The sequence below is a fragment of the Microbacterium sp. MF43 genome (genome assembly GCF_012847295.1).
Taxonomy (GTDB): Bacteria; Actinomycetota; Actinomycetes; order Actinomycetales; family Microbacteriaceae; genus Microbacterium.
The window spans coordinates 49,728-73,609 of sequence record NZ_JABBDY010000004.1; the positions used below are offsets into that span (position 1 = coordinate 49,728).

20 protein-coding genes are annotated in these 23,882 nt (G+C 70.3%); 7 read left to right on the forward strand and 13 right to left on the reverse strand.

The features are described 5' to 3' along the window. Positions 1-151: 151 nt before the first annotated feature. Complete coding sequence (locus HF323_RS12240; RefSeq protein WP_169582894.1) at positions 152-733, reverse strand: TetR/AcrR family transcriptional regulator; 582 nt, start codon at positions 731-733, stop codon at positions 152-154. Between the two features lie 200 nt (positions 734-933). Between HF323_RS12240 and HF323_RS12245 the strand changes: the two genes are divergently transcribed. Continuing rightward, positions 934-1,614, forward strand: coding sequence for an NAD(P)-binding domain-containing protein (locus HF323_RS12245; protein WP_169582895.1), 681 nt, complete (start codon positions 934-936; stop codon positions 1,612-1,614). A gap of 45 nt (positions 1,615-1,659) precedes the next feature. Here the strand turns inward: HF323_RS12245 and dnaB are convergent, their stop codons facing one another. Then, positions 1,660-3,036 (reverse strand): replicative DNA helicase, encoded by a 1,377-nt coding sequence (gene dnaB, locus HF323_RS12250; protein WP_169582896.1) that lies wholly within the window; start codon positions 3,034-3,036, stop codon positions 1,660-1,662. A gap of 458 nt (positions 3,037-3,494) precedes the next feature. Here dnaB and HF323_RS12255 point away from each other — a divergent pair, with 458 nt between their 5' ends. Together HF323_RS12255 and HF323_RS12260 are read left to right on the forward strand one after the other, a co-directional pair. Beyond that, positions 3,495-4,469: a hypothetical protein gene (locus HF323_RS12255; RefSeq protein ID WP_317451078.1), complete on the forward strand. Its 975-nt coding sequence runs from the start codon at positions 3,495-3,497 to the stop codon at positions 4,467-4,469. A gap of 90 nt (positions 4,470-4,559) precedes the next feature. Beyond that, a complete protein-coding gene (locus tag HF323_RS12260; protein WP_169582897.1) occupies positions 4,560-6,038 on the forward strand; it encodes a chaplin family protein in 1,479 nt (492 codons plus the stop codon). Positions 6,039-6,304: 266 nt separating this feature from the next. Here HF323_RS12260 and rplI read toward each other — a convergent pair whose 3' ends face one another. From rplI to HF323_RS12290, 6 genes are all read right to left on the reverse strand, one after another. Beyond that, positions 6,305-6,757 (reverse strand): 50S ribosomal protein L9, encoded by a 453-nt coding sequence (gene rplI / locus HF323_RS12265; protein WP_169582898.1) that lies wholly within the window; start codon positions 6,755-6,757, stop codon positions 6,305-6,307. Positions 6,758-6,768: 11 nt separating this feature from the next. Continuing rightward, the gene (gene rpsR, locus HF323_RS12270) at positions 6,769-7,023 is read right to left on the reverse strand and encodes a 30S ribosomal protein S18 (RefSeq protein ID WP_005054609.1); all 255 of its coding nucleotides are present in this window, start codon (positions 7,021-7,023) and stop codon (positions 6,769-6,771) included. A gap of 63 nt (positions 7,024-7,086) precedes the next feature. After that, complete coding sequence (locus HF323_RS12275; RefSeq protein WP_169582899.1) at positions 7,087-7,593, reverse strand: single-stranded DNA-binding protein; 507 nt, start codon at positions 7,591-7,593, stop codon at positions 7,087-7,089. Positions 7,594-7,598: 5 nt separating this feature from the next. Beyond that, on the reverse strand, positions 7,599-7,982 hold the full coding sequence (rpsF, locus tag HF323_RS12280; protein WP_169582900.1) for a 30S ribosomal protein S6: 384 nt from the start codon (positions 7,980-7,982) through the stop codon (positions 7,599-7,601). A 129-nt stretch (positions 7,983-8,111) separates the two neighbouring features. Next, positions 8,112-9,299, reverse strand: a complete 1,188-nt coding sequence (locus HF323_RS12285) for a CoA transferase (protein ID WP_169582901.1) — start codon at positions 9,297-9,299, stop codon at positions 8,112-8,114. A gap of 67 nt (positions 9,300-9,366) precedes the next feature. Next, positions 9,367-10,560, reverse strand: coding sequence for an acyl-CoA dehydrogenase family protein (locus HF323_RS12290; protein WP_169582902.1), 1,194 nt, complete (start codon positions 10,558-10,560; stop codon positions 9,367-9,369). A gap of 462 nt (positions 10,561-11,022) precedes the next feature. On the opposite strand from HF323_RS12290, the gene HF323_RS12295 reads away from it, so the two are divergent. Next, positions 11,023-12,219 carry a hypothetical protein gene (locus HF323_RS12295; protein ID WP_169582903.1) on the forward strand — a complete coding sequence of 399 codons (1,197 nt, stop codon included), beginning with the start codon at positions 11,023-11,025 and terminating at the stop codon, positions 12,217-12,219. Between the two features lie 15 nt (positions 12,220-12,234). Here HF323_RS12295 and HF323_RS12300 read toward each other — a convergent pair whose 3' ends face one another. The 3 genes from HF323_RS12300 to HF323_RS12310 form a co-directional block, all read right to left on the reverse strand. Then, positions 12,235-12,627: a DUF779 domain-containing protein gene (locus tag HF323_RS12300; RefSeq protein ID WP_169582904.1), complete on the reverse strand. Its 393-nt coding sequence runs from the start codon at positions 12,625-12,627 to the stop codon at positions 12,235-12,237. 64 nt (positions 12,628-12,691) lie between these two features. Further along, positions 12,692-14,242 (reverse strand): aldehyde dehydrogenase family protein, encoded by a 1,551-nt coding sequence (locus tag HF323_RS12305; RefSeq protein ID WP_169582905.1) that lies wholly within the window; start codon positions 14,240-14,242, stop codon positions 12,692-12,694. Positions 14,243-14,333: 91 nt separating this feature from the next. Continuing rightward, entirely contained in the window at positions 14,334-15,665 is a 1,332-nt protein-coding gene (locus HF323_RS12310; protein WP_169582906.1) for a GAF domain-containing protein, read from the reverse strand. Positions 15,666-15,799: 134 nt separating this feature from the next. On the opposite strand from HF323_RS12310, the gene HF323_RS12315 reads away from it, so the two are divergent. Then, positions 15,800-16,852, forward strand: coding sequence for an NAD(P)-dependent alcohol dehydrogenase (locus HF323_RS12315; protein WP_169583290.1), 1,053 nt, complete (start codon positions 15,800-15,802; stop codon positions 16,850-16,852). 2 nt (positions 16,853-16,854) lie between these two features. On the opposite strand, the gene HF323_RS12320 is transcribed toward HF323_RS12315, so the two are convergent. Beyond that, the gene (locus HF323_RS12320) at positions 16,855-18,282 is read right to left on the reverse strand and encodes a CCA tRNA nucleotidyltransferase (RefSeq protein WP_169582907.1); all 1,428 of its coding nucleotides are present in this window, start codon (positions 18,280-18,282) and stop codon (positions 16,855-16,857) included. A 31-nt stretch (positions 18,283-18,313) separates the two neighbouring features. Continuing rightward, entirely contained in the window at positions 18,314-19,834 is a 1,521-nt protein-coding gene (locus HF323_RS12325; protein WP_169582908.1) for a methyltransferase, read from the reverse strand. Between the two features lie 115 nt (positions 19,835-19,949). On the opposite strand from HF323_RS12325, the gene HF323_RS12330 reads away from it, so the two are divergent. Together HF323_RS12330 and murJ are read left to right on the forward strand one after the other, a co-directional pair. After that, positions 19,950-22,172 (forward strand): DUF6049 family protein, encoded by a 2,223-nt coding sequence (locus HF323_RS12330; protein ID WP_169582909.1) that lies wholly within the window; start codon positions 19,950-19,952, stop codon positions 22,170-22,172. Next, the gene (gene murJ / locus HF323_RS12335) at positions 22,169-23,779 is read left to right on the forward strand and encodes a murein biosynthesis integral membrane protein MurJ (RefSeq protein WP_169582910.1); all 1,611 of its coding nucleotides are present in this window, start codon (positions 22,169-22,171) and stop codon (positions 23,777-23,779) included. Before HF323_RS12330 ends, murJ begins: the two co-directional genes overlap by 4 nt. Positions 23,780-23,882 lie beyond the last annotated feature (103 nt).

The window sequence follows — 23,882 nt, forward strand, 5'->3', positions numbered from 1 at the left end:
CTCGTCATGGTACGCCGTGGCCCGCCCGCCTGGGGGGCGTCATTCCGGGCCGAGTGACGAGCCGGGCTGAACCGATGCGGTGGCCTGCAGCACCACTCGTCCCGCGACCGCGTCGGTGTCGGCGAAGTCGTTGCGGTTCAGCCGTTGTCCGTCACTGTCGACAGGATGCCTCGACCAGCATCGTCGCGGCATCCTTCGCCGCAGTCGACGTCGCGGAATCCGCGTCGAGGACCCCGCTGGCGAGGCCGCCGTCGAGGAGCGTGGTCAGCTGACGGGCGAGCTGGTCGGGGTTTTCGGCGCCGGCACGTCGGGCCAGGTCGGCGACCCAGGCGCGGACGACGCGCTTGTGCTCGACGGTTCGGGCGTGGACATCGCTGCCGACCTCGGACTCCGCAGCGGTGTTGATGAACGCACAGCCGTGGTACCCCTCTCGGCGAGCGGCGCTTGCGAGAGCGTCGAACATGCCGACCAGCTGCGCCCGGGGATCCTCCCCGGCGGCGCGAGCGGCCGCACGCAGCTGCCCGAACCATGTCTGGTCGACCTTGTCGAGATAGGCGAGCACCAGCTCGTCCTTGCGCGGGAAGTGCTTGTAGAGCGTCGCCTTGGCCACACCGGACTCGGCGATGACGGTGTCCACTCCGACGCCGCGGGGACCGTGCGCATAGAAGAGCCTGAACGCGGTGTCGAGGATCCGCTCCCGCGCGGGCTGCGCCTGCGTGTTTGCTTTGCTCATCTGCGCTCCCGTCGAAGTAGGCACGTGTCCGAAGTCTACAGACAAATCTGTCTACGCGGAGAAGGTGCGGGAGACGAGTTCCCTTGCAAATGGGTGCCCGGCATCTCAAACTCGCATGTAGACAGACCTGTCTGTTAGTTTGATCGCGCCCGAGAGAATCCGGGCGAGCAAGCGTCGTCGAGATGTCAAGGAGTCACACAATGAAGGTCGCAGTATTGGGCACCGGGATGGTGGGGCAGTCGCTTGCCGACAGGTTGGCCGGACAGGGTCATGATGTGACCGTCGGTACCCGTGACGTCGAGGCGACCATGGCGCGAACCGCAGCGGGCTCCATGGGCAACCCGCCGATGGTCGAGTGGCTCCGGGACCACCCTCGGGTGACGCTCGCCACGTTCGCCACAGCAACCGCCGCCTCCGAGCTGATCGTGAACGCGACCTCGGGGGACGCATCGGTCGCGGTGCTGGAAGCAGCCGGCCGCGAGAATCTCGCAGGCAAGGTGCTGCTCGACTTCGCCAACCCCCTCGACTACTCGCAGGGCTTCCCTCCCAGTCTGTTCGTGAGCAACACCGACTCCCTGGCCGAGCAGATCCAGGCCGCATTCCCCGAGGCCAGGGTGGTCAAGTCGCTCAACACGATGAATGCCCTTCTCATGGTGGATCCGCGGCAGCTCGCCGACGCCGACCACACGGTGTTCGTCTCGGGCAACGACGTCGAAGCCAAGCAGGTCGTGACCGGGCTGCTGCGCTCCTTCGGTCACACAGACGTGATCGATCTCGGCGACCTCAGCACCGCGCGTGGCACCGAGAGCCTTCTGCCCGTCTGGGTACGCCTGTTCGGTGTGCTCGGGATGCCGACGTTCCAGTTCAAGATCGTCCGCTGAGTCGCGCCAGACGCACAAGCCGAGGTCGGAGGATCCCCGCAGCTCCTACTGGAAGTCGCCGCCGGGCGCCATGTCGGTGAAGCGCGAGAAGTGGCCCTGGAACGCGACGGTGATCGTGTCGGTGGGGCCGTTTCGGTGCTTGGCGACGATCAGGTCGGCCTCGCCCGCGCGAGGACTCTCCTTCTCGTACGCCGCCTCGCGGTGCAGGAGCACGACCATGTCGGCGTCCTGTTCGATCGAACCGGACTCACGCAGGTCGGACAGGGCCGGCTTCTTGTCGGCGCGCTGCTCCGGACCACGGTTCAGCTGCGACAGGGCGATGACCGGAACACCGAGCTCCTTCGCGAGGAGCTTGAGGGCACGCGAGAACTCCGAGACCTCCTGCTGTCGCGACTCGACCCGCTTGCCCGAGGTCATGAGCTGCAGGTAGTCGATGACCACCATCTTGAGACCGACGCGCTGCTTGAGGCGGCGGCACTTCGCCCGGATTTCGACGAGCGTCATGTTGGGGCTGTCGTCGATGTAGAGCGGGGCGTCGTTGATGCGGCCCCGCGTCGCGGCGATCGTCGTCCAGTCACGCGAGTCGAGCGTGCCCTTGCGCATCGCCTGCAGCGGGATCGCACCCTCGGCGCTCATGAGGCGCATCGCGATCTCGCTGCGGCCCATCTCGAGCGAGAAGAAGATCGTCGGCATGTCGTGCTTGATGGCAGCGGCACGGGCGAAATCGAGCGCCAGTGTCGACTTACCCATCGCGGGACGCGCGGCGATGATGATCATCTGGCCGGGGTGCAGTCCGTTGGTGAGCTGGTCGAGCCCGGAGAAGCCCGTCGGGATACCGGTCATCTGGCCGTCGCGGCCACGGGCGGCTTCGATCTCCTCCACCGCGGCATCGACCGCGATCGTGAGCGGAACGTAGTCCTCGGCGGCCTCCGCCCCGGTGACGGAGTAGATCTCGGCCTGCGCGTTGTTGACGAGATCGAGCGCCTCGCCCTGACCCGAATAGCCCATCTGCACGATGCGGGTTCCGGCGTCGACGAGCCGGCGAAGCAGCGCGCGCTCCGAGACGATCGACGCGTAGTAGCCGGCATTCGCCGCGGTCGGCACGATCGAGGTGAGGGTGTGGAGGTAGTCCGCGCCGCCGGCGCGCTGCAGCTCGCCGGTCTTGATGAGCTCGTCCGTCACCGCGACGACGTCGGTCGGCTCGCCGTGCGAGTAGAGGGTGAGGATCGCCTCGAAGATCAGCTCGTGCTTGGGGATGTAGAAGTCGACACCGCGCAGCGTCTCGATGACGTCGGCGACGGCATCCTTCGACAGGAGCATGCCGCCCAGCGCACTCTGCTCGGCGAGAAGGTCGTGCGGCGGAGTGCGCTCGAATTCGCGCGGCCCGCCCATCCGATCTTCGGAGATGTCGGCGATCGACATGTGTGCAGGATCCTCCACAACGTTCGGTTCCATCGCGGCGGCTCGCCGACTCCCCCCGGTGGGGCCGGAGACCACGCTAAGCAGGGGCACCGACAGCTGCAACAGCGCCTGTGGATAAGTGTGTGGAGAATGTGCGAGAAACGCCGCAAGAGCTGTGAACAACGTCTGTGGAGAACTACGGGGATTACTGCGTAAGGGTCGGGGGAAAGGTCTTCTGATCAGCCCTTTGGTGTTCCACAACCTGTGGAGGGTGATGTGGTTGAAGTACGCCTTGAAGGTTGGTCCAACCACGCCCACCTGTGCACAATCGCGTCGTTCCGCGCCTGGATCGGCCAAGTTGCGAACTTTTCGACTCAACCTGTTTACACGAGCCGACGAGCGGGCTACATTGGCTTCTCCAGGCACCCTCAGCGCGTTCCGCTCGGAACGCGTGGCGTTGTTCGTCGCGGGAGGTGAATGTGGAGATCGCAACCTCGGAGTCGTTGTCGAGGATCTGGCGACTCGCCCTTGTCGGGGCGGCAACCGCGTTCGCCTGGATCGTCCTCGCGCTGCTCCTCGGGTTCGGCTCGGGTGAGGCGCGTGCCGATGATTCGTCGGGCGACAAGGGCCTGTTGGGTGCCGTCAGCTCCGCCGTCGACGGCACGGCGTCGACCCTCACGAAGACGGTCACGGCGACGACGTCGACCGTGTCCGAGGTGGTGAACACGGTCGTCGCCGTCGCCCCCGCTCCGGTGCAGCAGCCGGTACGCGAAGTCGTCACGACGGTCTCGACCGTCGTGACGACCACCAAGCCCGTCACCGAGGTGGTGTCGAGCGGAGTCGTGAGCACGGTGACCAAGCCCGTCGTCGAGGTCGTGACCGCCGTCCCGATGGTCGGCGAGATCGTCTCGGGAGTCGGCCTGGATGAGGTCGTCACCGACGTGAGCCAGACAGTGGACGACACTCTCGGCGGGGTTGCGAAGGCTGTGACGGACGTGGCGTCGACCGTCGGTCGGCCTCCGGCGGGAACGACTCCTCCGCTCCCCGAGGTGCCCGCGACGCCCGCGATTCCCACGCCTCCAGTCCTTCCCGAGGGCCCCGCGCCCCGCTCCGTCGACGACCAGCCCGCCGTGTTCGCGTCGCGAGTCGCGGCGACGGCTGCCGGGGCATCCGTCCACTCTCTCCCGACCGCGTACGAGCTCGGCTCCGCGGTCGCAGCCGCCGTCGCGGCCACCGCCACGCCTCTCGGCACAGCGGGTTCTCCCGCTTCGGCGGGAGGACTCTGCCCGCCGACCGCTTCTTCCTCGGGACCCGGTGGTGCGGGTTCCGGCGCCTGGGCGCTCGTCGCCATAGGTCCGCTCGCCGCTCTCCGTGCCTGGGTGCGTCGTGCAGGGCTTGAGGACGAGGACGCGCCTCCGGCGCCCGCAGGATCCACCGACGTCTCCCCTGACTGATCGGCTCGCTGCCGCCTTCTCATGGCGGCCGAGCATCAGCCGCGCCCCCTCGCGCGCCGCGACATCCATCAGTCAACAAAGGGGAACATCATGCGCACTACTCTCAAGCGCGCCCTTCTGGGCACGCTCCTGGCCGGCGGCATCACGCTGCTCGGCGCGACGGTCGCCAACGCGGCCGAGACGACGGGAGACGACGGGCTGCTCGCGGGCACCCAGGCCGTCCTCGACGTCACTCTCCCGGTGACCGTCAGCGGCACTTCGCTTTCGGTCATCGGTGACTCCAGCTCTTCAGACGCCGCGACGGCGGCACCGGCGCCCGCACCGGCACCGGCTGCCTCCGCCACCACCAGCGGCGACAACGGCACCGCCTCCGGCACCCAGGCGCTCGTCTCGGTATCGGCTCCGGTCACCGTCTCGGGCAACTCGATCTCGGTGGTCGGGGACAGTTCGTCGACGGATGCCTCGACCGCCGCACCTGCGACGTCGGCGGGCTCCTCCGAGCCCGCGACGACGTCGGGGGCTGATGGGGTGCTGTCCGGCACCCAAGGCGTGGTCTCGGTGGCCGCTCCGATCACCGTGAGCGGCAACGCCATCTCGGTCGCAGGTGACTCCGAGAGCACGGATGCCTCCACGGCCCCTGCCGGCGGCTCGAGCGGCTCCTCGGCCGAAGCGACCACCGACGGCGAGGATTCCGTCGCCGGCGGCACGCAGGTCGTCGCCCCGATCGCTGCGCCGATCGCGGTCGGCGGCAATGCCGTCTCGGTGCTGGGTGACAGCCGCAGCGACGGTGCGTCGACCGGAACGGCCGGCACCAGCGGCGCAGGCACTGCCGCGGGCGGCACCACCGGCGGCGAGGACTCGATCCTCGGCGGAACCCAGGTGCTCGCTCCCGTCACCGCACCGATCACCGCTGGCGGCAACGCCATCTCGGTCCTCGGCGACAGCTCCACCGAAGGGTCCACCACCGCAACCGGCGGCTCGACCGGCGGCACCACCGGCGGCGAGACCTCCGGCTCCGACGGCGTCCTCGGCGGAACCCAGGTGCTCGCTCCCGTCACCGCACCGATCACCGCCGCCGGCAACGCCGTCTCCGTCATCGGCGACAGCACGTCGACGGGTTCCGAGGCGGGACCCGCCCCGGGCGGAACGGGCACGGACGGATCGACGTCGGGAGGTGACTCCGTCCTCGGCGGCACGCAGGTGCTGGCGCCGATCGATCTGCCGATCACGATCGGCGGCAACGCCATCTCGGTCGTCGGCGACAGCACCACCCGGTCGCCGGTGGTGCCGACCGACCCCACGGATCCCACGGACCCGACGGACCCGACGGACCCCACGGACCCGACCGACCCCACGGGTCCGGTGGGTCCCACGACCCCGACGGACCCGACCGACCCCAGCGGTTCGGGCTCCTCGGGTGGTGACGTCACCGGCTCTCCGGCCGGCGCCGGCGCCGTCACCGCACTGGCCGCGACGGGAGGGATGAGCGCGCTCCCCGTGCTGCTGCTGAGCATGGTGCTGCTCGCAGTCGGCGCGTTGGCGCTCGTGTCGCGGCGACGCTCCGCGTGACACTGGGCCGGAGGGACCCCCAGAATCCTTCCGGCTGACTCCGCGCGAGCGCGGCGGGAGGGCCGTTCCCCACCGGTCCTCCCGCCCCTTCCTCCCTCAGATCCCTCACGGAGCGGTCGTCCTGCCTGGAACGACCGCTCCGTGACTCGAACACGCAGACAAGGCGGATGCCGCGAACCATGGGGGCTCGCGGCATCCGTCTGCGCCCGGGAACGACGGATGCCGCGAACCCGAAGGTCCGCGGCATCCGTTCGTGTCTGCGAGAGTTACTTCGCGGCGACCACCTGCAGGGTGATCACGGCGGTGAGGTCGTCGCGAAGACGGACCGTCGCCTCGTGCTCGCCCACCGACTTGATCGGCGAGGTGATGTGGATCTTGCGCTTGTCGAGCTCGCCCAGGCCGGCAGCCTTGACGGCGTCGGCGACGGCCTCGGTCTTCACCGAGCCGAACAGGCGGCCCTCGGCGCCGGCCTTCACGGCCAGGCGCACCTTGTTCGCCTCGAGGGCGTCCTTGAGCGCGACGGCCTCTTCGTGGTCGTGGATCGCGCGGGCGTCGCGGGCGGCGCGGATCGACGCCACCTGCTTCTCGCCGCCACGGGTCCACGCCACAGCGAAGCCCTGGGGGATGAGGTAGTTGCGGGCGTACCCGTTCTTGACCTCGACCACGTCACCGGCGCTACCGAGCCCGGCGACCTCATTCGTGAGAATCAGCTTTGCCATTGCGGTGCTCCTTAGCGGCCAGCGCCGGCGTAGGGCAGGAGCGCCATCTCGCGCGCGTTCTTGATCGCCTTGGCGATCAGACGCTGCTCCTGCACCGAGACACCGGTGATACGACGGGCACGGATCTTGCCGCGCTCCGAGATGAACTTGCGAAGGGTGGCGACGTCCTTGTAGTCGATGACGCCGACACGGATCGCCTTCGCGGGGGCCGCGTTCTTCGCGCCCTTCCGCGGCTTCCGGCGGTCGCCGGTTGCCTTTCCAGCCATGGTGTTTCCTTTACATCAAGAGGGGATGCCTCGGCCCGAGGCATCCGGAATCTGTTTCTGAGATCAGAACGGGGTGTCGTCGCCGTAGGCGCCCGGGGCAGCCCAGGCGTCTCCGCCACCGGCGGCGCCGGCGTTCGACGAACCGGGGGTCGACCACGGCTCGTCGGCGACCTGCGCCTGACCGCCGCGCGACTGACCGCCGCCGCCCGCCGCGCGCGTGACCTGGGCGGTCGCGTAGCGGAGCGAGGGGCCGATCTCATCGACCTCGAGCTCGATGGCGGTGCGCTTCTCGCCCTCGCGCGTCTCGTAGGAACGCTGCTTGAGGCGACCGGTCGCGATGACGCGGGAGCCCTTCGTCAGCGAGCCCGCGACGTGCTCGGCGAACTCGCGCCACACGCTCGCGCGGAGGAACAGCGCTTCGCCGTCCTTCCACTCGTTGGCCTGGCGGTCGAAGTTGCGCGGCGTCGAAGCGATCGTGAAGTTCGCGACGGGGAGACCGTTCTGCGTGTAGCGCAGCTCGGGATCAGCCGTGAGGTTTCCCACGACGGTGATGATCGTCTCGCCGGCCATCGTCGTTACGCGTCCTGCTTCGCGGGCTTCGCGGGACGGGCGGCCTTGCGGGCAGCCTTCTCGTCGGCGCGCTGCTTCTCGGATGCGATCATCGCGATCGCCTCTTCGGCGCGGAGCACCTTGGTGCGCATGACCAGCTCGCTGAGGTTCAGCTGGCGGTCGAGCTCCTGGGTGGCAGCGCTCGTGGCGGTGAAGTTCACGACGGCGTAGACGCCTTCGGTCTTCTTCTGGATCTCGTAGGCGAGACGGCGGCGACCCCAGATGTCGACGTTGTCGATCGAGCCACCATCAGCGGTGATGACCTTCAGGAACTTGTCGAGGTTCGGGGCGACCTGGCGCTCATCGATCTCAGGGCTCAGGATGACCATGAGTTCGTACTGGTGCGTCACTAACCCACCTCCTTCGGACTTGAACGGCTGTCGGGCATTTCCCGGCAGCAGGAGGGTGTGTTGCACGTCATCCGCGGAGTGCGCACAGGGGCGCGGGCGGACAACCCTCCTATGGTACCGGATGCCCGGTCACCGGCCGAATCCAGGCATCCGGGTCTCGTCGGCGAGCAGTCGCAGCACCCACTCCCTGTCGGCATCGGGCCCGGGAGGTGCGGTCGCATAGGCGGGCGGGCTGGCCGAGAAGGAGATCGGATGCCGCACCCCGGCCACCCGCCCATCGGCGGCGGTGACCACGGGGTCGGGCCCGAGGGTGCGCGCTCGCTCGAACGCCTCGCCCACGTCCAGGACGGGTGCACACGGCACCCCCTCCGCGGCGAGCAGCGCCTCCCATTCCGCTGCCGGTCGCTCGGCGAATGCGCTCTCGAGGAGCGGGCGGAGATCGTCACGGTTCGCGCTCCGGTCGGGTGCCCGCCGGAAGCGCTCATCATCCGCGAGCGGGCCGATGCCGAGCGCGCGGCACAGCCGTGCGAACTGGCGATCGTTGCCGACGGCCACGACGAGCTCGGCGTCCGCGGTGGGGAAGGGGCCATAGGGATAGATGCTCGGATGGTCGTTCCCGCGGCGTCCGGGCACGACCTCAGCGAACGCGTAGGCGCCGGACTGGTTCACGAGCGCGGAGAGCGCGGACGACAGGAGGTTCACCTCGACCCGCTGCCCTTCGCCGGTGATATCGCGGTGGCGCAGCGCCGCCACCGCCCCCAGCCCGGCGTGCAGCCCGGTGACGACGTCGACGATCGCGACTCCGGCTTTCGTCGGCGGACCGTCCGGCGCCCCCGTCACACTCATCAGTCCCGACAGCGCCTGGGCCAGGATGTCGTAACCGGGCAGGGCGGAGTCGGCGCCGAAGCCGGTGATCGAGACGTAGACGACGCCGGGGTTCGAGGAGCGCACGGCGTCGTAGTCCAGCCCGAAGCGCTCGAGCCCGCCGGGCTTGAAGTTCTCGACGACGACATCGGCGCGCGCGGCGAGCGCTCGCGCCGTCTCGAGGTCGTCGGTCTCGTCGAAGTCGAGCGTGATCGCGCGCTTGTTGCGGTTCACCGAGAGGAAGTAGGTGGCCTGCCCGTCGCGGGCCGGCGGAGTCCAGTGCCGGGTCTCATCCCCGTCGGGGCCTTCGACCTTCACGACCGTCGCGCCGAGATCGGCGAGCAGCATCGTGCAGTACGGCCCGGCGAGCACGCGAGAGAAATCGGCGACCAGCACGCCGGAGAGCGGGCCCGTCGCGGGCCGGTTCGTCTCGCCGCTCCGCTCCTCGCTCAACGACCGGCGCCTCTCTCCGCGCTCGTCGAGCGAGCGAAGCGAGACGAAACGCTCGCTCCTCCTGTGCTCACCGGAACGCTCCGATGCCGGTGAGGTGCTGGCCGAGGATCAGCGTGTGCACCTCGTCGGTGCCCTCGTAGGTGCGCACCGACTCGAGGTTGGCCGCGTGCCGGATCGGCGGGTTCTCGAGCAGCACCCCGTCGCCGCCGAGGATCGTGCGCGCCTCCCGCGCGATCGCGATCGCCTCGCGCACGTTGTTGAGCTTGCCGAGCGACACCTGCTCCGGCCGTAGCGTGCCGGCGTCCTTCGCGCGGCCGATCTGCAGAGCCAGCAGCGCCCCCTTCTGCAGCTCGACCACCATGTCGACGAGCTTCTGCTGCGTGAGCTGGAATCCTGCGATCGGGCGTCCGAACTGCTCTCGCCGCAGCGCGTGGCGCAGCGCCGACTCATAGCTGTCCCGCGCCGCGCCGAGCGCCCCCCATACGATCCCGTAGCGCGCCTCGTTGAGGGCGGCGAACGGACCGCGCAGTCCTCGGGCTTCGGGCAGGACCGCGGATGCCGGCAGCCGCACGCCATCGAACGTGAGCCCCGTCTGGATCGAGGCGCGCATCGACCCCTTCGGCTCGAGCACCGTGGCCGCGAAGCCCGGGGCATCCGCCGGGACGACGAACCCGCGCACGCCCTCGTCGGTCTGCGCCCACACCACGACGAGCTGGGCGATCGTCGCCAAGCCGATCCACCGCTTGGCGCCGTCGAGAACCCAGTCGCCGCCGTCGCGGCGCGCGAAGGTCCTCATGCTCGACGGGTCCGACCCCGCCGTCGGCTCGGTGAGCCCGAAGGCCCCGATCACCTCGCCGGCGGCCATGCGCGGGAGCCACTCCTGCTTCTGCGCCTCGGATCCCCACCGGTGGATCGAGCCCATGGCGAGCGAACCCTGCACCGACACGAACGTGCGCAGTCCGGAGTCTCCGGCTTCGAGCTCGAGCGCGGCAAGACCGTATTCGACGGCGCTGCGGCCGGGGCATCCGTACCCCTTCAGCGTCATGCCGAGCACGCCCAGCTCGCCGAACGCGGGCGCGAGCTCGGCGGGGAAGTGCGCACGATCGAACCAGTCGGCGATGTGAGGCCGGATCTCGGCGTCGACGAATGCGCGCACGCGGTCGCGGGTCGCGCGCTCATCCCCGGTGAGCAGCGCGTCGAGGCCGAGAATGTCGGATGCCTCGCGCAACGCCTCGAGATCGTCGGGGTTCCTCGGCTCCATCGCGTGCCTCCTCAGGGTCTTCTGCCATTGTGCCCGGCCGCCGGGCTGCACACTGTCGGCGATCCGGCGCCCGTCCGGAGGAAGAGTCCGGCCCCCGGACCGCCGCCGACCACCCCCGCCTCCGCCCCACCGCACCGCGCACGCGCGCACGCCGCCCGCCCGCGCGCCCGCCCGCCCGCCCGCGCGAGCACAACTCCTTCCAGAAGGCTGCGGCAACGGCCGCAGCCGGCGCGGCCCGGCGTTCAGAAGGAGTTGTGCGCACACCCCCGCCCCCGCCGGTCACCCACCACCCCCGCCCACCGAACCACCCACCGCACCGCCGCCCCACCGCGCAGCGAGCACAACTCCTCCCCGAGGGCTGCGGCAACGGCCGCAGCCAGCGCGGCCGGGCGTTCAGAAGGAGTTGTGCGCACACCCCCGCCCCCGCCGGTCACCCACCACCCCCGCCGGTAGCGTGGGGCCATGGTCGCCCCGTCTCCGTCGTTCGATGCCCGGCCCCTGGTGGATCCGGTCGAGCCGGGAGCCACTCGAGCCTTCGTGCAGCAACTGCGGCAGAACGCTCAGCTGCCGGGGCTCTTCACCGGGACCAACGTGATCGTCGCCGTCATCGTGGGCGTGGTCGTCATCGCGTTCGGCTCGGTGTTCGTGACCATATTCGCCTCGATCTTCGCGGCGATCGCGAGCTCGACCGCGGGCACGGGCGGCGGGCTCGCCGGCGAGCTGGTCGGCATCGTGCCGTTCCTGATCTTCGGAGTCGTGCTGGCGGTCGGAGTCTTCGGCGTGGTCGCCGCACAGCGCGGGAGTGCCGAGCGGATGCTGCGCCTCGACCGCTTCGCCCGTGCGAACGGGATGTCGTACCTGCCTGCTCTGGGCCCGCACGCCCTGCCCGGGATGATCTTCGGCGTGGGCAACACACGCCTCGCGTCCGATGTCGTGCGCGGCGACCGCCCGCGGTTCGTCGAGTTCGCGAACTACCGCTACACGACCGGCTCGGGGAAGAACAAGACGACCCACCGGTGGGGGTACGTCGCGGTGAAGCTCGACGCGCCGCTGCCGCACATCGTGCTCGACGCCACCGGGAACAACGGACTCTTCGGCTCCAACCTGCCACTGACGTTCGACCGCGACCAGCGCTTGAGCCTCGAGGGCGACTTCGACCGGTACTTCTCGCTGTACTGCCCCGCCGATTACGAGCGCGATGCGCTCTACCTCTTCACGCCCGACATCATGGCGCGCTTCATCGACAACGCCGCCGCGCTCGACGTCGAGATCGTGGACGACTGGCTGTTCCTCTACGCCAAGCGGGACTTCTCGACGCTCGATCCGGCGACCTGGGCATGGCTGTTCTCAGTGGTCGGGGCGCTGCTCGACAAGTTCGGACAGTGGGCCCGCTGGCGAGACGAACGCCTGCGCGCCGAGGCGGCGGTTCCGGATGCCTCGCCCCCCGTGGCCGGGTCGTTCGGCCCAGCAGCGGCGGACGGGGCATCCGCCGTCCCGTTCACACCGCCGCTCGACGCCCTGCGCCCGCCCCCGGGCGTGGCTCCGCGGGGCCGCCGGCTGCAGCGCGGGGTGCCGTGGGCGACGATCATCGTGATGGGAGCGTTCGTGCTCTTCTGGCTCCTCAGCAACACCGGATTCTTCGGGCTGTTCGCGCGCTGATCTGCCGACCCCGGCTCAGCGCAGGCCGAAGTGCTGGAGCTCGACCTCCTCGAGCATCCGGCTGCGGATGATGAAGCGATTGCCGGTCGGACCTTCTACCGAGAACCCTGCGCCCCGGCCGGGGACCACGTCGATCGTCAGGTGCGTGTACTTCCAGTACTCGAACTGCGCCTCCGAGATGTAGACGTCTATGGGACGCGGCAGCCCGACGCCGAGTCCGCCGAGGTGAACATCGCTCGGGCCCACGATGAACATCCCCACCGGGTAGCACATCGGGGCGCTGCCGTCACAGCAACCACCCGACTGATGGAACATGAGAGCGCCGTGCTGGGCCGAGAGCTCACGGAGAAGGGATGCCGCGGCATCCGTCACCGCCACGCGTGAGTGGGTGGGCGTCGAAGTCACCATCGAGATCTCCTCAGGACACCGGCCGTTGAGCGAGCCGTGCGGGCGCGCTCAACGGCCGTGGGGATCAGAAGAAGCCCATCGCGCCTTCGGCGTACGACACGAGCAAGTTCTTCGTCTGCTGGTAGTGGTCGAGCATCTTCAGGTGGTTCTCGCGGCCGATGCCCGACTGCTTGTAGCCGCCGAACGCCGCGTGGGCGGGGTACTGGTGGTAGGTGTTCGTCCACACGCGTCCGGCCTCGATCGCCCGACCGGCCCGGTAGGCGGTATCGCCCGAACGGCTCCACACGCCGGCCCCCAGCCCGTACAGGGTGTCGTTGGCGATCGAGATCGCGTCGTCGAAGTCGTCGAAGCTCGTCACCGACACCACGGGACCGAAGATCTCCTCCTGGAAGATCCGCATGTCGTTCGTGCCCTCGAAGACCGTGGGGGCGACGTAGAAGCCCTCGCTCAGGTCACCGCCGAGATCGACCCGATCCCCGCCGGCGAGCAGCTTCGCTCCGCCTTGCTTGCCGATGTCGATGTAGCTCAGGATCTTCTCAAGCTGGTCGTTCGACGCCTGCGCGCCGATCATCGTCGCGGGGTCCAGAGGGTTGCCCTGCACGATCTTCGCGACGCGCTCGAGGCCGTCGCCGAGGAACCGGTCGTAGATCGACCGCTGGATGAGCGCGCGCGACGGGCATGTGCAGACCTCGCCCTGGTTGAGTGCGAAGAAGGTGAAGCCTTCGAGGGCCTTGTCGTAGTACGCATCGCCGGTGTCGCGCGCGACGTCCTCGAAGAACACGTTGGCGCTCTTGCCGCCGAGCTCCAGCGTCACCGGGATCAGGTTCTGCGACGCGTACTGCATGATGAGGCGACCCGTCGTCGTCTCGCCGGTGAACGCGACCTTGCGGATGCGCTTGTGCTGCGCGAGCGGAGCACCGGCCTCGATGCCGAATCCGTTCACGATATTGACCACGCCGGCCGGCAAGAGGTCACCGATGATATCGAACAGGAACAGGATCGAAGCGGGGGTCTGCTCGGCCGGCTTGAGCACCACGCAGTTGCCGGCGGCGAGCGCGGGAGCGAGCTTCCACGTGGCCATCAGGATCGGGAAGTTCCACGGGATGATCTGTCCCACGACTCCCAGCGGCTCGTTGAAGTGGTACGCGACGGTGTCTTCGTCGAGCTGACTGAGGGAGCCCTCCTGCGCGCGCAGCACCCCGGCGAAGTACCGGAAGTGGTCGACGGCGAGCGGGATGTCGGCGGCGAGCGTCTCGCGCACGGGCTTGCCGTTCTCCCACGTCTCGGCGACAGCGATCTTCTCGAGGTTCTGCTCGATGCGGTCGGCGATCCTGTTGAGGATCACGGCCCGCTCGGCGGGCGTCGTGCGCTTCCACGACTCGAACGCCTTCCACGCGACTTCGACCGCCCGATCGATGTCCTCGACGGTGCCGCGCCCGACCTCGGTGAACGGCTTGCCGTTGACGGGCGAGATGTTCTCGAAGTACTGGCCCTTGATCGGGTCGACCCACTCGCCTCCGATGTAGTGGCCGTAGCGGGGACGGTAGTCGGCGATCGAGCCGCGCTGCCCGGGGGCGGCGTAGACGCTCGAGACGCCCTCTTCGACGATGGTCATGCTGGTCTCCTTCGACGCTGCGCGACGGTGCCGTCGCTGGTGTGGTCGAAGGTAGAGGCGGAGAGGTTGCGAAACGTTGCGTGGGGCCGCGTCAGAGTGACTCGAGGCGCGCGATACGGGCGACGAGGCCGGCGCGCTTGGGTGAACGCGGTGGAAGCATCGACAGGCAGAGCTGCAACAGCTCGAGATCGTCGGCGCCGGCATCCGTCTCCGCGAACGCGAGGAGAACGTCGACGGATGCCTCGGCCATCAGCGCCTCGCGGAGCGTCGTACGAACCGACTCACGGAACTCCTCCACGCCGGGAGAGACCGAGTCGGGGAGCACGTCGCCGCGGTACGCGGCGAGCGCGACCCGGTGCGCACCGCGGTCGAGGAGTGACAGCAGCTGGTGCGCATCCGTCTCGACATCGGCGGCGAGCCGATACGGGCGCGATTCGGGAACGAGGCGCGGCGCAGCCTTCTCGAGCACCTTGCGCAGGCGCACCATCTCTGCGCGCAAGGTGACCGACGCGGACTCTCCGGCCCTCTCGCCGTAGACCAGCTCGGCGAGCCGGTCGGCCGATACGCCCTGTCGGTGCACCGCGAGCATGAGGACCAGCTCGGCATGACGCGGGCCCAGTTCCGAGACGGTGTCCGCGCCGTCGCCGGCGACTTCGAGGAGCGCGCGGTCCCGCCCGAGCACGCGGAGGATCGCCCGCCGCGGCTCGACCCGGCGGGCCGGACGTCGCGGCGGGGCGGGCTCGGTGCGGGCGCGTAGACGCGCGACCAGCAGCTCGGCCTCGATCGCGCGAGCCGTGGCATCCACGAGAAGCTGCGCCTGCGGCGTGACCGCCTCGGAGCCTCCAGTCACGTCGATCACCCCGAGGATCTTGCGCGTCTCGGGATCGTGCACGGGGGCCGCGGTGCACGACCAGAGCTGGACCAGGCGATTGAAGTGCTCGGCGCCGTGGATCTGCACGGACCGATCCAGGGCGATCGCTGTTCCGGGGGCGGCTGTTCCAACCGCCCGCTCCGACCAGTTCGCCCCCTCGACGAAACCCATGTCGCCCGTCAGTGCACGCACGCTTCGATCGCCCTCGACCCACAGCAACCGTCCGGCGGCGTCGCCGACCGCGACGACCACGCCGGAATCGGACGCCTCGCCCGGGAGGAGCAACCCGCGCACCATGTCGATCACCCCGGCCAGGGGGTGCCCCCGGCGGTAGGCCTCGAGATCGTCCGCCGTCAGATCGAGAGGTGGCAGCGCCTCGGCGCCGACGTAGCTCTCGAGCGAGCGCCGCCAGGACTCGCGCACGAGCGCGCGCACGCCCGCGATGCGAGCATCAGCGGTGTTACCTGCCACCAGCTCCTCGTGGGCGCGCTCGATCAGCAGACGGGAAGTCTCGGGCGACACTTCGCGTCGCTGCGACCACAGTGAGGACACGGTGCTCCGATCGACGGCGGTGGAGCGTGGGTCCAGTGTAGGGGCGGGCCGATCGCGCCGTCTCGACTTCTCCCGGCGCAGGGGGAGCGCGCCAGCACCAGCAGTGCCAGTCTGGAGTCATGACCGACAACACGATGAAGGCTGTGCAGTATCGCGAGATCGGCAAGGGTCCCGAGGTCGTGGAGATCGAGGTGCCCGAGCCCGGACCCGGCCAGATCCGCCTCAAGGTGACCGCTGCCGGACTCTGCCACTCCGACTGGTTCGTCATGGACCTGCCGGAGGAGAACTACGTCTACGGACTCCCGCTGACCCTGGGGCACGAGGGCGCCGGCGTCGTCGACAAGCTCGGCGACGGCGTGGAGGGCGTCTCGATCGGCGAGGCGTACGCGATCTACGGGCCCTGGGGCTGCGGCCAGTGCCATGCGTGCGCGGAGGGCCGCGAGAACTACTGCCCGCGCGCGGCCGAGCTCGGCATCGCGCCCCCCGGTCTGGGAGCGCCCGGCGCCATGGCGGAGTACGTCATCGTCGACGATCGCCGTCACCTGGTGCCGCTCGGAGACCTCGACCCGGTCGAGACCGTGTCGCTGACGGATGCCGGCCTCACGCCGTACCACGCGATCCGGGCCGCCGAGCACAAGCTCTACGCGGGTTCGACCGCGGTCGTCATCGGCGTCGGCGGCCTGGGCCATGTCGGGATCCAGATCCTCCGCGCCATCAGCGCCGCGACGGTGATCGCCGTCGACATCAGCGAGGACAAGCTCGCCCTCGCCGGGGAAGTCGGCGCGCACCACACCGTGGTGTCCGGGCCCGATGCCGCCGAGCGGATCCGCGAGCTCACCGGCGGGTACGGCGCCGAAGCCGTGTTCGACTTCGCCGGCGTTCAGTCGACGCTCGACCTGTCGAAGGCCGTCGTCGCGATCGACGGCTACGTGCACATCATCGGCATCGGCGGGGGCGTCCTGCCGACCGGCTTCTTCCAGACCCCCATGGGGGCCGCCGTGCGCGCACCATACTGGGGCTCGCGCAGCGAGCTCATGGAGGTGCTGGACCTCGCGCGGGTCGGCGCGGTGAACGTCCACGTCGAGCGATACGGCATCGACGACGCCCCCGAAGCCTACGCGCGACTGCACCACGGTGACGTGCGTGGGCGCGCGGTCGTGGTGCCGTCGCAGGGGGCGGGCTCGTAGCGTCAGCCGCGAGCGGCCCACCACTCGCGCAGGCGGCGCTCGGCCTCGTCCTCGCCGAGGATCCCCTCGTCGAGCCGCAGGTCGAGCAGGAAGCGATACGCCTCGCCCACCTCGCGTCCAGGCGTGATGCCCAGGACCTCCTGGATCCGGTTCCCGTCGAGCTCGGGGCGCATCGCGTCGAGTTCCTCCTGCGCGGCGAGTTCGTCGATGCGGCGCTCGATGTCGTCGTAGGCCCGGGCCAGGCGGCCCGCCTTCCTGGCGTTGCGGGTCGTGACGTCGGCACGGGTGAGGATGTGCAGCCGCTCGAGTTCAGCGCCGGCGTCGCGCACATAACGACGGACGGCCGAGTCGGTCCACGCGCCTTCGGCGTAGCCGAAGAACCGCAGGTGCAGCTCGATCAGCCGCGTGACGACCCCGATCGTGTCGCTGTCGAAGCGCAGCGCGTTCAGGCGCTTCCGCGCCATCCGCGCGCCCTTGATGTCGTGATGGTAGAAGGTGACGCCGCCGCCGGGCTCGAGCCGCCGCGTGGCCGGCTTGCCGATGTCGTGCAGCAGTGCGGCGAGACGGAGCGGGACGTCGGCCGGGGCATCCGGATTCCTGGACTGCTCGAGGTCGATCGCCTGACGCAGCACCGTCAGCGAGTGCTCGTAGACGTCCTTGTGGTGGTGGTGCTCGTCGACCTCGAGCTTGAGCGCCGGGACCTCGGGCAGGAACTCGCCGATCAGTCCGGTGTCGACGAGGAGACGGATGCCTCGCACCGGGTCGGCGGTCGACAGCAGTCGCACGAGCTCGCCCTGGATGCGCTCGGGGCTCACGATCGACAGGGTCTGCCGCAGCTCCGCCATCGCGTCGACCGTCGCCGGGTCGACGTCGAAGCCGAGCTGCGACGAGAAGCGGGCGGCGCGCAGCATGCGCAGCGGATCGTCGCCGAAACTGACCGCCGGGTCAGCCGGGGTGCGCAGCCGTTGCGCGACGAGGTCTTCGACGCCGCCGGTCGGGTCGACCAGCGTGCGGGCGGGCACGCGCAGCGCCATCGCGTTGACGGTGAAGTCGCGGCGGACCAGGTCGCCTTCGAGCGTCTCGCCGAACTCCACGGTCGGCTTGCGGGTGAGACCGTCGTAGCTGTCGGCGCGGTACGTCGTGATCTCGACGTGCTCGCCGGCGACCTTGGCGCCGATCGTGCCGAATGCGCGCCCGATGTCCCACTGAGCGGTGCTGATCGGCTTGACGATCCGCAGGATGTCGTCGGGGCGCGCGTCGGTCGTGAAGTCGAGGTCGTTCGTCGCGCGTCCCAGCAGCGCGTCGCGCACCGGACCGCCGACGATCGCGAGGTCGTGGCCGGCCGACGCGAACGCGCGGGCGAGCGTGTCGACGACGGGGGAAGCGGCGAGCGCGCCGAGGCGCGCGATGCCCTCGGCCATGTTGAGCATGATTCGAGCCTACCGAGCCGCCTCCGCGGCCCTACGCCAACCGGAGGAACCCGGTGAACGCCAGCTCGCGCACCCGCGGCACCAGGTCGGCGCGGAGGGCCGAGGCATCCGCCCCGAGCAGCTCCGCGATCGCGTCGATCAGCACCCCGGCCGGCAGTTCGCCGTCGCACGCGCCCACGAGGGCCGCCAGGCCGGGGTCGACCGCGAGCGCTCGTCCGAAGCCGCCGCCCTGCCGCAGCTCGATCACGGTGGGGTCTTCCTGTCCGGGCACGTGGTGGCGCGCCTCGGTCACATCGGGTGCGACGACGAAGACGGATGCCGCGACCTCAGCGTCCTCGAGGGACGACAGCCTGTCGTGGGCGGCGAGCGCGTCGGCCAGATGCGTCCCCAGGCTGTCGCCCGACAGCCCCTGATGCAGGCGCTCGAACCGCGAGAGCGTCGGCTCCCCCGACGCCGGCCGTCGCAGCAGCAGGTATCCGAAGCCGACCTCGGTGACCTCGCGCGCCGTGAAGTCGTCGAGCCAGGCATCCACGAGCCGGACGAACCCCGGCGTCCCCGCGAGCGTCCCGCCGTCACGCACCCACAGCTCCGCGTACGACAGCGGGTCGAGGCTCTCCCGCTCGACGACCCAGGCGTCCAGGGGCACCGGTGATTCCGCCACCCATGCGCGCACCCGGTCCAGCCCGTCGACTCCCGCGCGGGTCTCCCAGTTGCCGAGCAGCTGAGCGACGCCCCCGGGCTCGAGGTGCGTCCCGACGCTTCGGACGAACGCCGCCACGACGTCGTCGCCCTCCATGCCGCCGTCGCGATACTCGTACGCCGGCACCCCGTCCACCCGCGGGGTGATCACGAAGGGCGGGTTCGACACGATCCGGTCGAATCGCTCGCCGATGACCGGCTCGAACAGGCTGCCCTGCCGCACGTCGATTCCGTCCACCCCGTTGAGGAGCGCGTTCAGGCGCGTGAAACCGAGCGCTCGCGCCGAGATGTCGGTGGCGATGACGTGCGCGACGCTCCGCCGCGCCCGCAGCGCCTGGATGCCGCAGCCCGCCCCGATGTCGAGCCCCCGCGCGGCCGGAGTCGGCAGCTGCAGCGACGCCAACGTCAGCGAGGCACCACCCACTCCCAGCACGTGATCTTCGGGAAGCGGCCCGCCGAGGGCGGCTTCGTCGAGGTCGCTCGCGATCCACCACTGGCCGGTGCCGTCGGCGTCGGCGTACGACTGCGGTCGCACCACCGCCAGCGGGCGCACCTCGCCGTCGGCGCGGGTCGCGAGGCCGAGGGCGACGAGGCCGTCGACGCCCGCTCGGGGGAGGGCGCGGGTGACGGATGCCTCGGCCTGCGGCATCCCGAGCACGAGGAGCCGGCCGAGCACGGCGAGCGCGTCGTCCCGCCCCGCCAGTGCGCGGTCGGCCGGCGAGCGCAGGCCTCGCGCGATGACGTCGTCGGCCGCGTCGCCCCACGCCGCGCGCAGCGCCTCGGCGGTGAAGCCGGCGTCGCGCAGGTCGTCGGCGAGGTCGCGGCACCGTGCGGGATCGGGTTCGGGAAGCATCCGTCCATTCAACCGTGCGTCGCCGCGCGGCGTCCCGTACCGGATCCTCTGAGGGTCCAACCGTAGAATCTGACTCGACCGTGCGGTCCGGACATCGCACAGGAGCGACCTCAGCATGACCGTGACCCCGTCAGGAAAGCCTGCCCGCCGCCGCGCCACCCGCGCCGCCGCGGCCCTGCTGGCGATCCTGACGGCGCTGGCCGTGCCCGCCCTGCCGGCAACGGCCGACACGGTCACCCCGAGTCCCACCCCGACACCCACGCCGCCCATTCCTTCGGGCACGACGGCGTTCACCCTCGCGCCCATCTCGAACGGCATCGTGTCGCCCGGCGATCCGCTGGTCGTGTCGCTGACCCTGCAGAACGAGACGCTCGTCTCGACCGCTGCCGTCACCGCGACCGTCTCGCTCGGGCGCGAGCCGGTCGCCGACCGCTCCGCCCTCGCCGAATGGCTGGACGGTGAGACCTCGGGTGTCACGACGCAGGCCGTCGCCACCGCGAGCCTCGAGCCGGTTTCGCCGGGAGCCACTGCCGTCACCTCGGCGCGCGTGGAAGCCGACGATCCGGCGCTCGCGGGTCTCGACCCCGGTGTGTACCCGATCGTGGCGACCTACCGGGGAGCCTCGGGGAACGTCAGCTCGACGAGCGCCGTCGTCGTTCCGCCGACCGACGCGAGGGAGATCGGGATCGGCGTGATGGTTCCCGTCACCGCCGGACCGCTGGCCGAGGGGCTGCTGACGGCCGACCAGCTCACGGCGCTCACCGCGCCGGACGGCGCGCTCACCGCTCAGCTGGACGGCGCCGAGGGCACCGCTGCGATCCTCGCGATCGATCCGGCGATCCCCGCGTCGATCCGGGTCCTCGGGACGGCGGCGCCCGAGACCGCGACGACATGGCTCACGCGACTGGAGCAGCTGCCCAACTCTCGTTTCGCCCTCCAGTTCGGCGACGCCGACGTCGCGGCCCAGGTGGAAGCCGGGCTCTCGGCCCCGCTGGGGCCCACGTCGCTGACGGCCTACATGAACCCCGACGACTTCGTGCCGGAGCCCGAAGCCGACACGGACGCGGGCACCGAGCCCACGCCCCAGCCGACACCGACCGAAGACGTCGACCCGCAGGCCCCCGTGTACCCGACTCTCGAAGAGCTGCTCGACATCGGCGTGAATACGCGGGACGGCGTCTACTGGCCCCTCGCCGGCACCGCGACTCCCGGCGTCGTGGCACAGCTCGGAGGCATCCGCACCGGCGACCAGGCGTCGCTGACCGTCGTCCCGTCATCGGCGACCGTCGCCGGCGCCGATGGCGCGACCGTCCCCGCGCACGGGACCGCGGGAGACGCCGGCGTGCTCGCGTTCGACGCCGATGTGTCGCAGGCGCTGGAGCGCGCCTCCAGCCTCGACGAGACTTCCCTGCGCGGCGCGGCTCTCGCCGAGGCGACCGCGTATCTCTCCTTCGCGACATCCGAGACGCGCGGGGCCCCGCTGCTCGTCACCGTCGGGCGGGACGCCGACCGGTCACGGGTCTCGCTGGCGGCGACGATCGACGCGGCCTCCGGCGCCCCCGGGGTCACGCCCTATACGATCGGCGGCCTCGCCAACTCGGCCGCCACCGAGGTCGAGATCGAGGACGCCCCGGAGCAGGCCGCGCGGACGGCCGCGGCATCCGCTCTCCTCCGTGAAGAAGCCGAGCTGGCGCGATTCGCGACGATCCTCGACGACACCAGCGTGCTGACCGGCCCGGAGCGTGCCGAGATCCTTCAGCTGCTCGGCAACGGCTGGCTGCCGAACGAGACCGGCTGGACCGCCGCGGTGGCCGCCCATCGCGCCCAGACCGACACCACGCTGAACTCCGTCGGACTCGTGCCCACGCCGCCGATCGACCTGTACGGCGCGAACGCCGGGCTGCGGTTCTGGGTCCGCAACGACCTGCCCTATCCCGTGAACCTCGTGCTGTACGCCTCTCCCGACGACCTGCGACTCGACGTGCAGCGGGCGAATCCGCTGGTCGCGCAGCCGGGCAGCAACAGCCGCGTCGAAGTGCCGGTCCAGGCCCGGGTGGGGAACGGCGACGTCACCCTGCAGCTGCAGCTGCGCAGCCGCGCGAGCGTGGCGATCGGCGCGCCCGAGACCGTCGAGGTCAGCGTGCGCGCCGAATGGGAGACGTTCGGCCTCATCGCCCTCGGGGTGGTCGTCGGCGGACTGCTCCTGCTCGGCATCGTCCGGACCGTGCTGCGGGTGCGATCTCGGCGCGCCGGCACGGCTCGGAAGACGGGGACGGATGCCTCGGCCGCTATCGAGCCGGCGCAGGGTCGGGCCGACGCGGAAGAGGTCGAGAAATGAGCCTGGGACGCGCGAGCGCGCTGATCGGCGCGGGCACGATCGTTTCACGACTGACGGGGTTCCTCCGTGCGGTCGTGCTCGTTTCGGCGGTCGGTGCCTTCGCAGAAGCCGGGAACGCCTTCGCCGTCGCGAACCAGCTGCCCAATAACATCTACGCGATCATCTCGACCGGCCTCATCAGCGCCGTCGTCGTTCCACAGATCGTGAAGGCTGCGGCGCACGACGACGGCGGCCGCGCCTTCGTCTCGAAGCTGTTCACACTGGGCACCGTCGCCCTGGTCGCGACCGCGGCGCTCGCCACCGTCGCTGCGCCGCTGCTCGTTCAGCTGTACGCCCCAGAGTTCGACCCGGAGGCCAAGGCGCTTGCGACCGCCTTCGCCTACTGGTGCCTTCCCCAGATCCTCTTCTACGGCCTGTTCGCGCTCGTCGGAGAATCGCTGAACGCTCGACGGGTCTACGGGCCCTACACGTGGGCACCCATCGCGAACAATGCGATCTCCATCGCCGGTTTCCTGTTGTTCATCTGGCTCTTCGGACAGGGTGGCGCGCCCTCGGAATGGACCCCGGAGATGATCGCCCTCCTCGGGGGCACCGCCACGCTCGGGATCGTCGTCCAGACCGGCATCCTCTTCGTCTTCTGGCGCCGGACGGGTTTGCACGTACGTCCCGACTTCGCCTGGCGGGGCGTCGGCCTCGGGCAGATCGGCAGGCTCGCGGGGTGGACGTTCCTCATGGTGGTGGCGAGCCAGCTCGCCGGCCTGGTGCAGTCACGAGCGCTCTCCAGGATTCCCGACGGCGATCCGAGCATCTTCGCCTCGCAGAACGCCTGGCTCCTGTTCATGCTCCCCTACTCGATCATCGTGCTGTCGATCGGAACCCCGTACTTCACTCAGTTGAGCGAGCACGCCCAAGCCGGCCGCGACAAGGAGGTTCGCGCGGATGTCGGCACGAGCATCCGCACCATCGGCCTGTTCATCGTGGCGGCAACGGCCGCGCTCGTCGCCGCTGCCGTCCCGGCATCGCGGATCTTCACCGACACCCAGGCGCAGGCGGTCGCAGCGGGGCAGCTGCTGCTCTGCTTCCTCGTCGGCCTGATCCCTCTCGCCGTGCTCTTCGTCATCCAGCGGACGTTCTACGCGTACCACGACACCCGCACGCCGTTCGTGTTCACCATGGTCCAGTGCCTCCTCGTGGTCGCGACCGCGCTGCTGGCGAGCTGGGCCGTCGGCGCCCGGCTGCTTCCCGTCTCTTCGCTCGCGGCGGCGGTGGCCCTGGGACAGTCTCTCGCCGGCATCATCCAGCTCGTCGTGGCTGTCTGGCTCCTGCAGCGCCGCATGGGCGGGCTTGCGATCGGATCGTGGATGCTGTCACTGGGGCGCTTCGCCCTCGCCGCGATCCCCGCGGCGGCAGCCGGGTGGCTGACCTTCCAGCTTCTCGGCGGAGCGGACGGCTGGACAACCTCCCACCAGCTCCTCGGCGCGCTCGGAGCGGCCATCATCGGAGTCGTCGTGCTCATCGTCTACGCCGCCTTCCTCGCTCTCCTGCGCGCGCCGGAGCTCTCGACGGCAGCCCGTCTGGTGCGACGCTTCCTTCCCGGTCGCCGCTGATTCCGCGGGGTCGGCGGCAGGCCGTCACCGACCCGCTGTGCGGAATGCCGCGCGGTTACCATGTGTTGAGGAATGCGGGGCTCGCTGCCCCGAAGCACGGGGC

Excerpts from the sequence above, each read along its gene's own strand:
- HF323_RS12320 (WP_169582907.1), bottom strand. The coding sequence starts at position 18,282 with ATGCTCAACATGGCCGAGGGCATCGCGCGCCTCGGCGCGCTCGCCGCT.
- HF323_RS12295 (WP_169582903.1), top strand. The coding sequence starts at position 11,023 with ATGGTCGCCCCGTCTCCGTCGTTCGATGCCCGGCCCCTGGTGGATCCG.
- HF323_RS12305 (WP_169582905.1), bottom strand. The coding sequence starts at position 14,242 with ATGACCATCGTCGAAGAGGGCGTCTCGAGCGTCTACGCCGCCCCCGGG.
- HF323_RS12330 (WP_169582909.1), top strand. The coding sequence starts at position 19,950 with ATGACCGTGACCCCGTCAGGAAAGCCTGCCCGCCGCCGCGCCACCCGC.
- HF323_RS12325 (WP_169582908.1), bottom strand. The coding sequence starts at position 19,834 with ATGCTTCCCGAACCCGATCCCGCACGGTGCCGCGACCTCGCCGACGAC.
- rplI (WP_169582898.1), bottom strand. The coding sequence starts at position 6,757 with ATGGCAAAGCTGATTCTCACGAATGAGGTCGCCGGGCTCGGTAGCGCC.
- murJ (WP_169582910.1), top strand. The coding sequence starts at position 22,169 with ATGAGCCTGGGACGCGCGAGCGCGCTGATCGGCGCGGGCACGATCGTT.
- HF323_RS12275 (WP_169582899.1), bottom strand. The coding sequence starts at position 7,593 with ATGGCCGGCGAGACGATCATCACCGTCGTGGGAAACCTCACGGCTGAT.
- HF323_RS12245 (WP_169582895.1), top strand. The coding sequence starts at position 934 with ATGAAGGTCGCAGTATTGGGCACCGGGATGGTGGGGCAGTCGCTTGCC.
- rpsR (WP_005054609.1), bottom strand. The coding sequence starts at position 7,023 with ATGGCTGGAAAGGCAACCGGCGACCGCCGGAAGCCGCGGAAGGGCGCG.
- dnaB (WP_169582896.1), bottom strand. The coding sequence starts at position 3,036 with ATGTCGATCGCCGACATCTCCGAAGATCGGATGGGCGGGCCGCGCGAA.
- HF323_RS12315 (WP_169583290.1), top strand. The coding sequence starts at position 15,800 with ATGAAGGCTGTGCAGTATCGCGAGATCGGCAAGGGTCCCGAGGTCGTG.
- HF323_RS12240 (WP_169582894.1), bottom strand. The coding sequence starts at position 733 with ATGAGCAAAGCAAACACGCAGGCGCAGCCCGCGCGGGAGCGGATCCTC.
- HF323_RS12260 (WP_169582897.1), top strand. The coding sequence starts at position 4,560 with ATGCGCACTACTCTCAAGCGCGCCCTTCTGGGCACGCTCCTGGCCGGC.
- HF323_RS12290 (WP_169582902.1), bottom strand. The coding sequence starts at position 10,560 with ATGGAGCCGAGGAACCCCGACGATCTCGAGGCGTTGCGCGAGGCATCC.
- HF323_RS12300 (WP_169582904.1), bottom strand. The coding sequence starts at position 12,627 with ATGGTGACTTCGACGCCCACCCACTCACGCGTGGCGGTGACGGATGCC.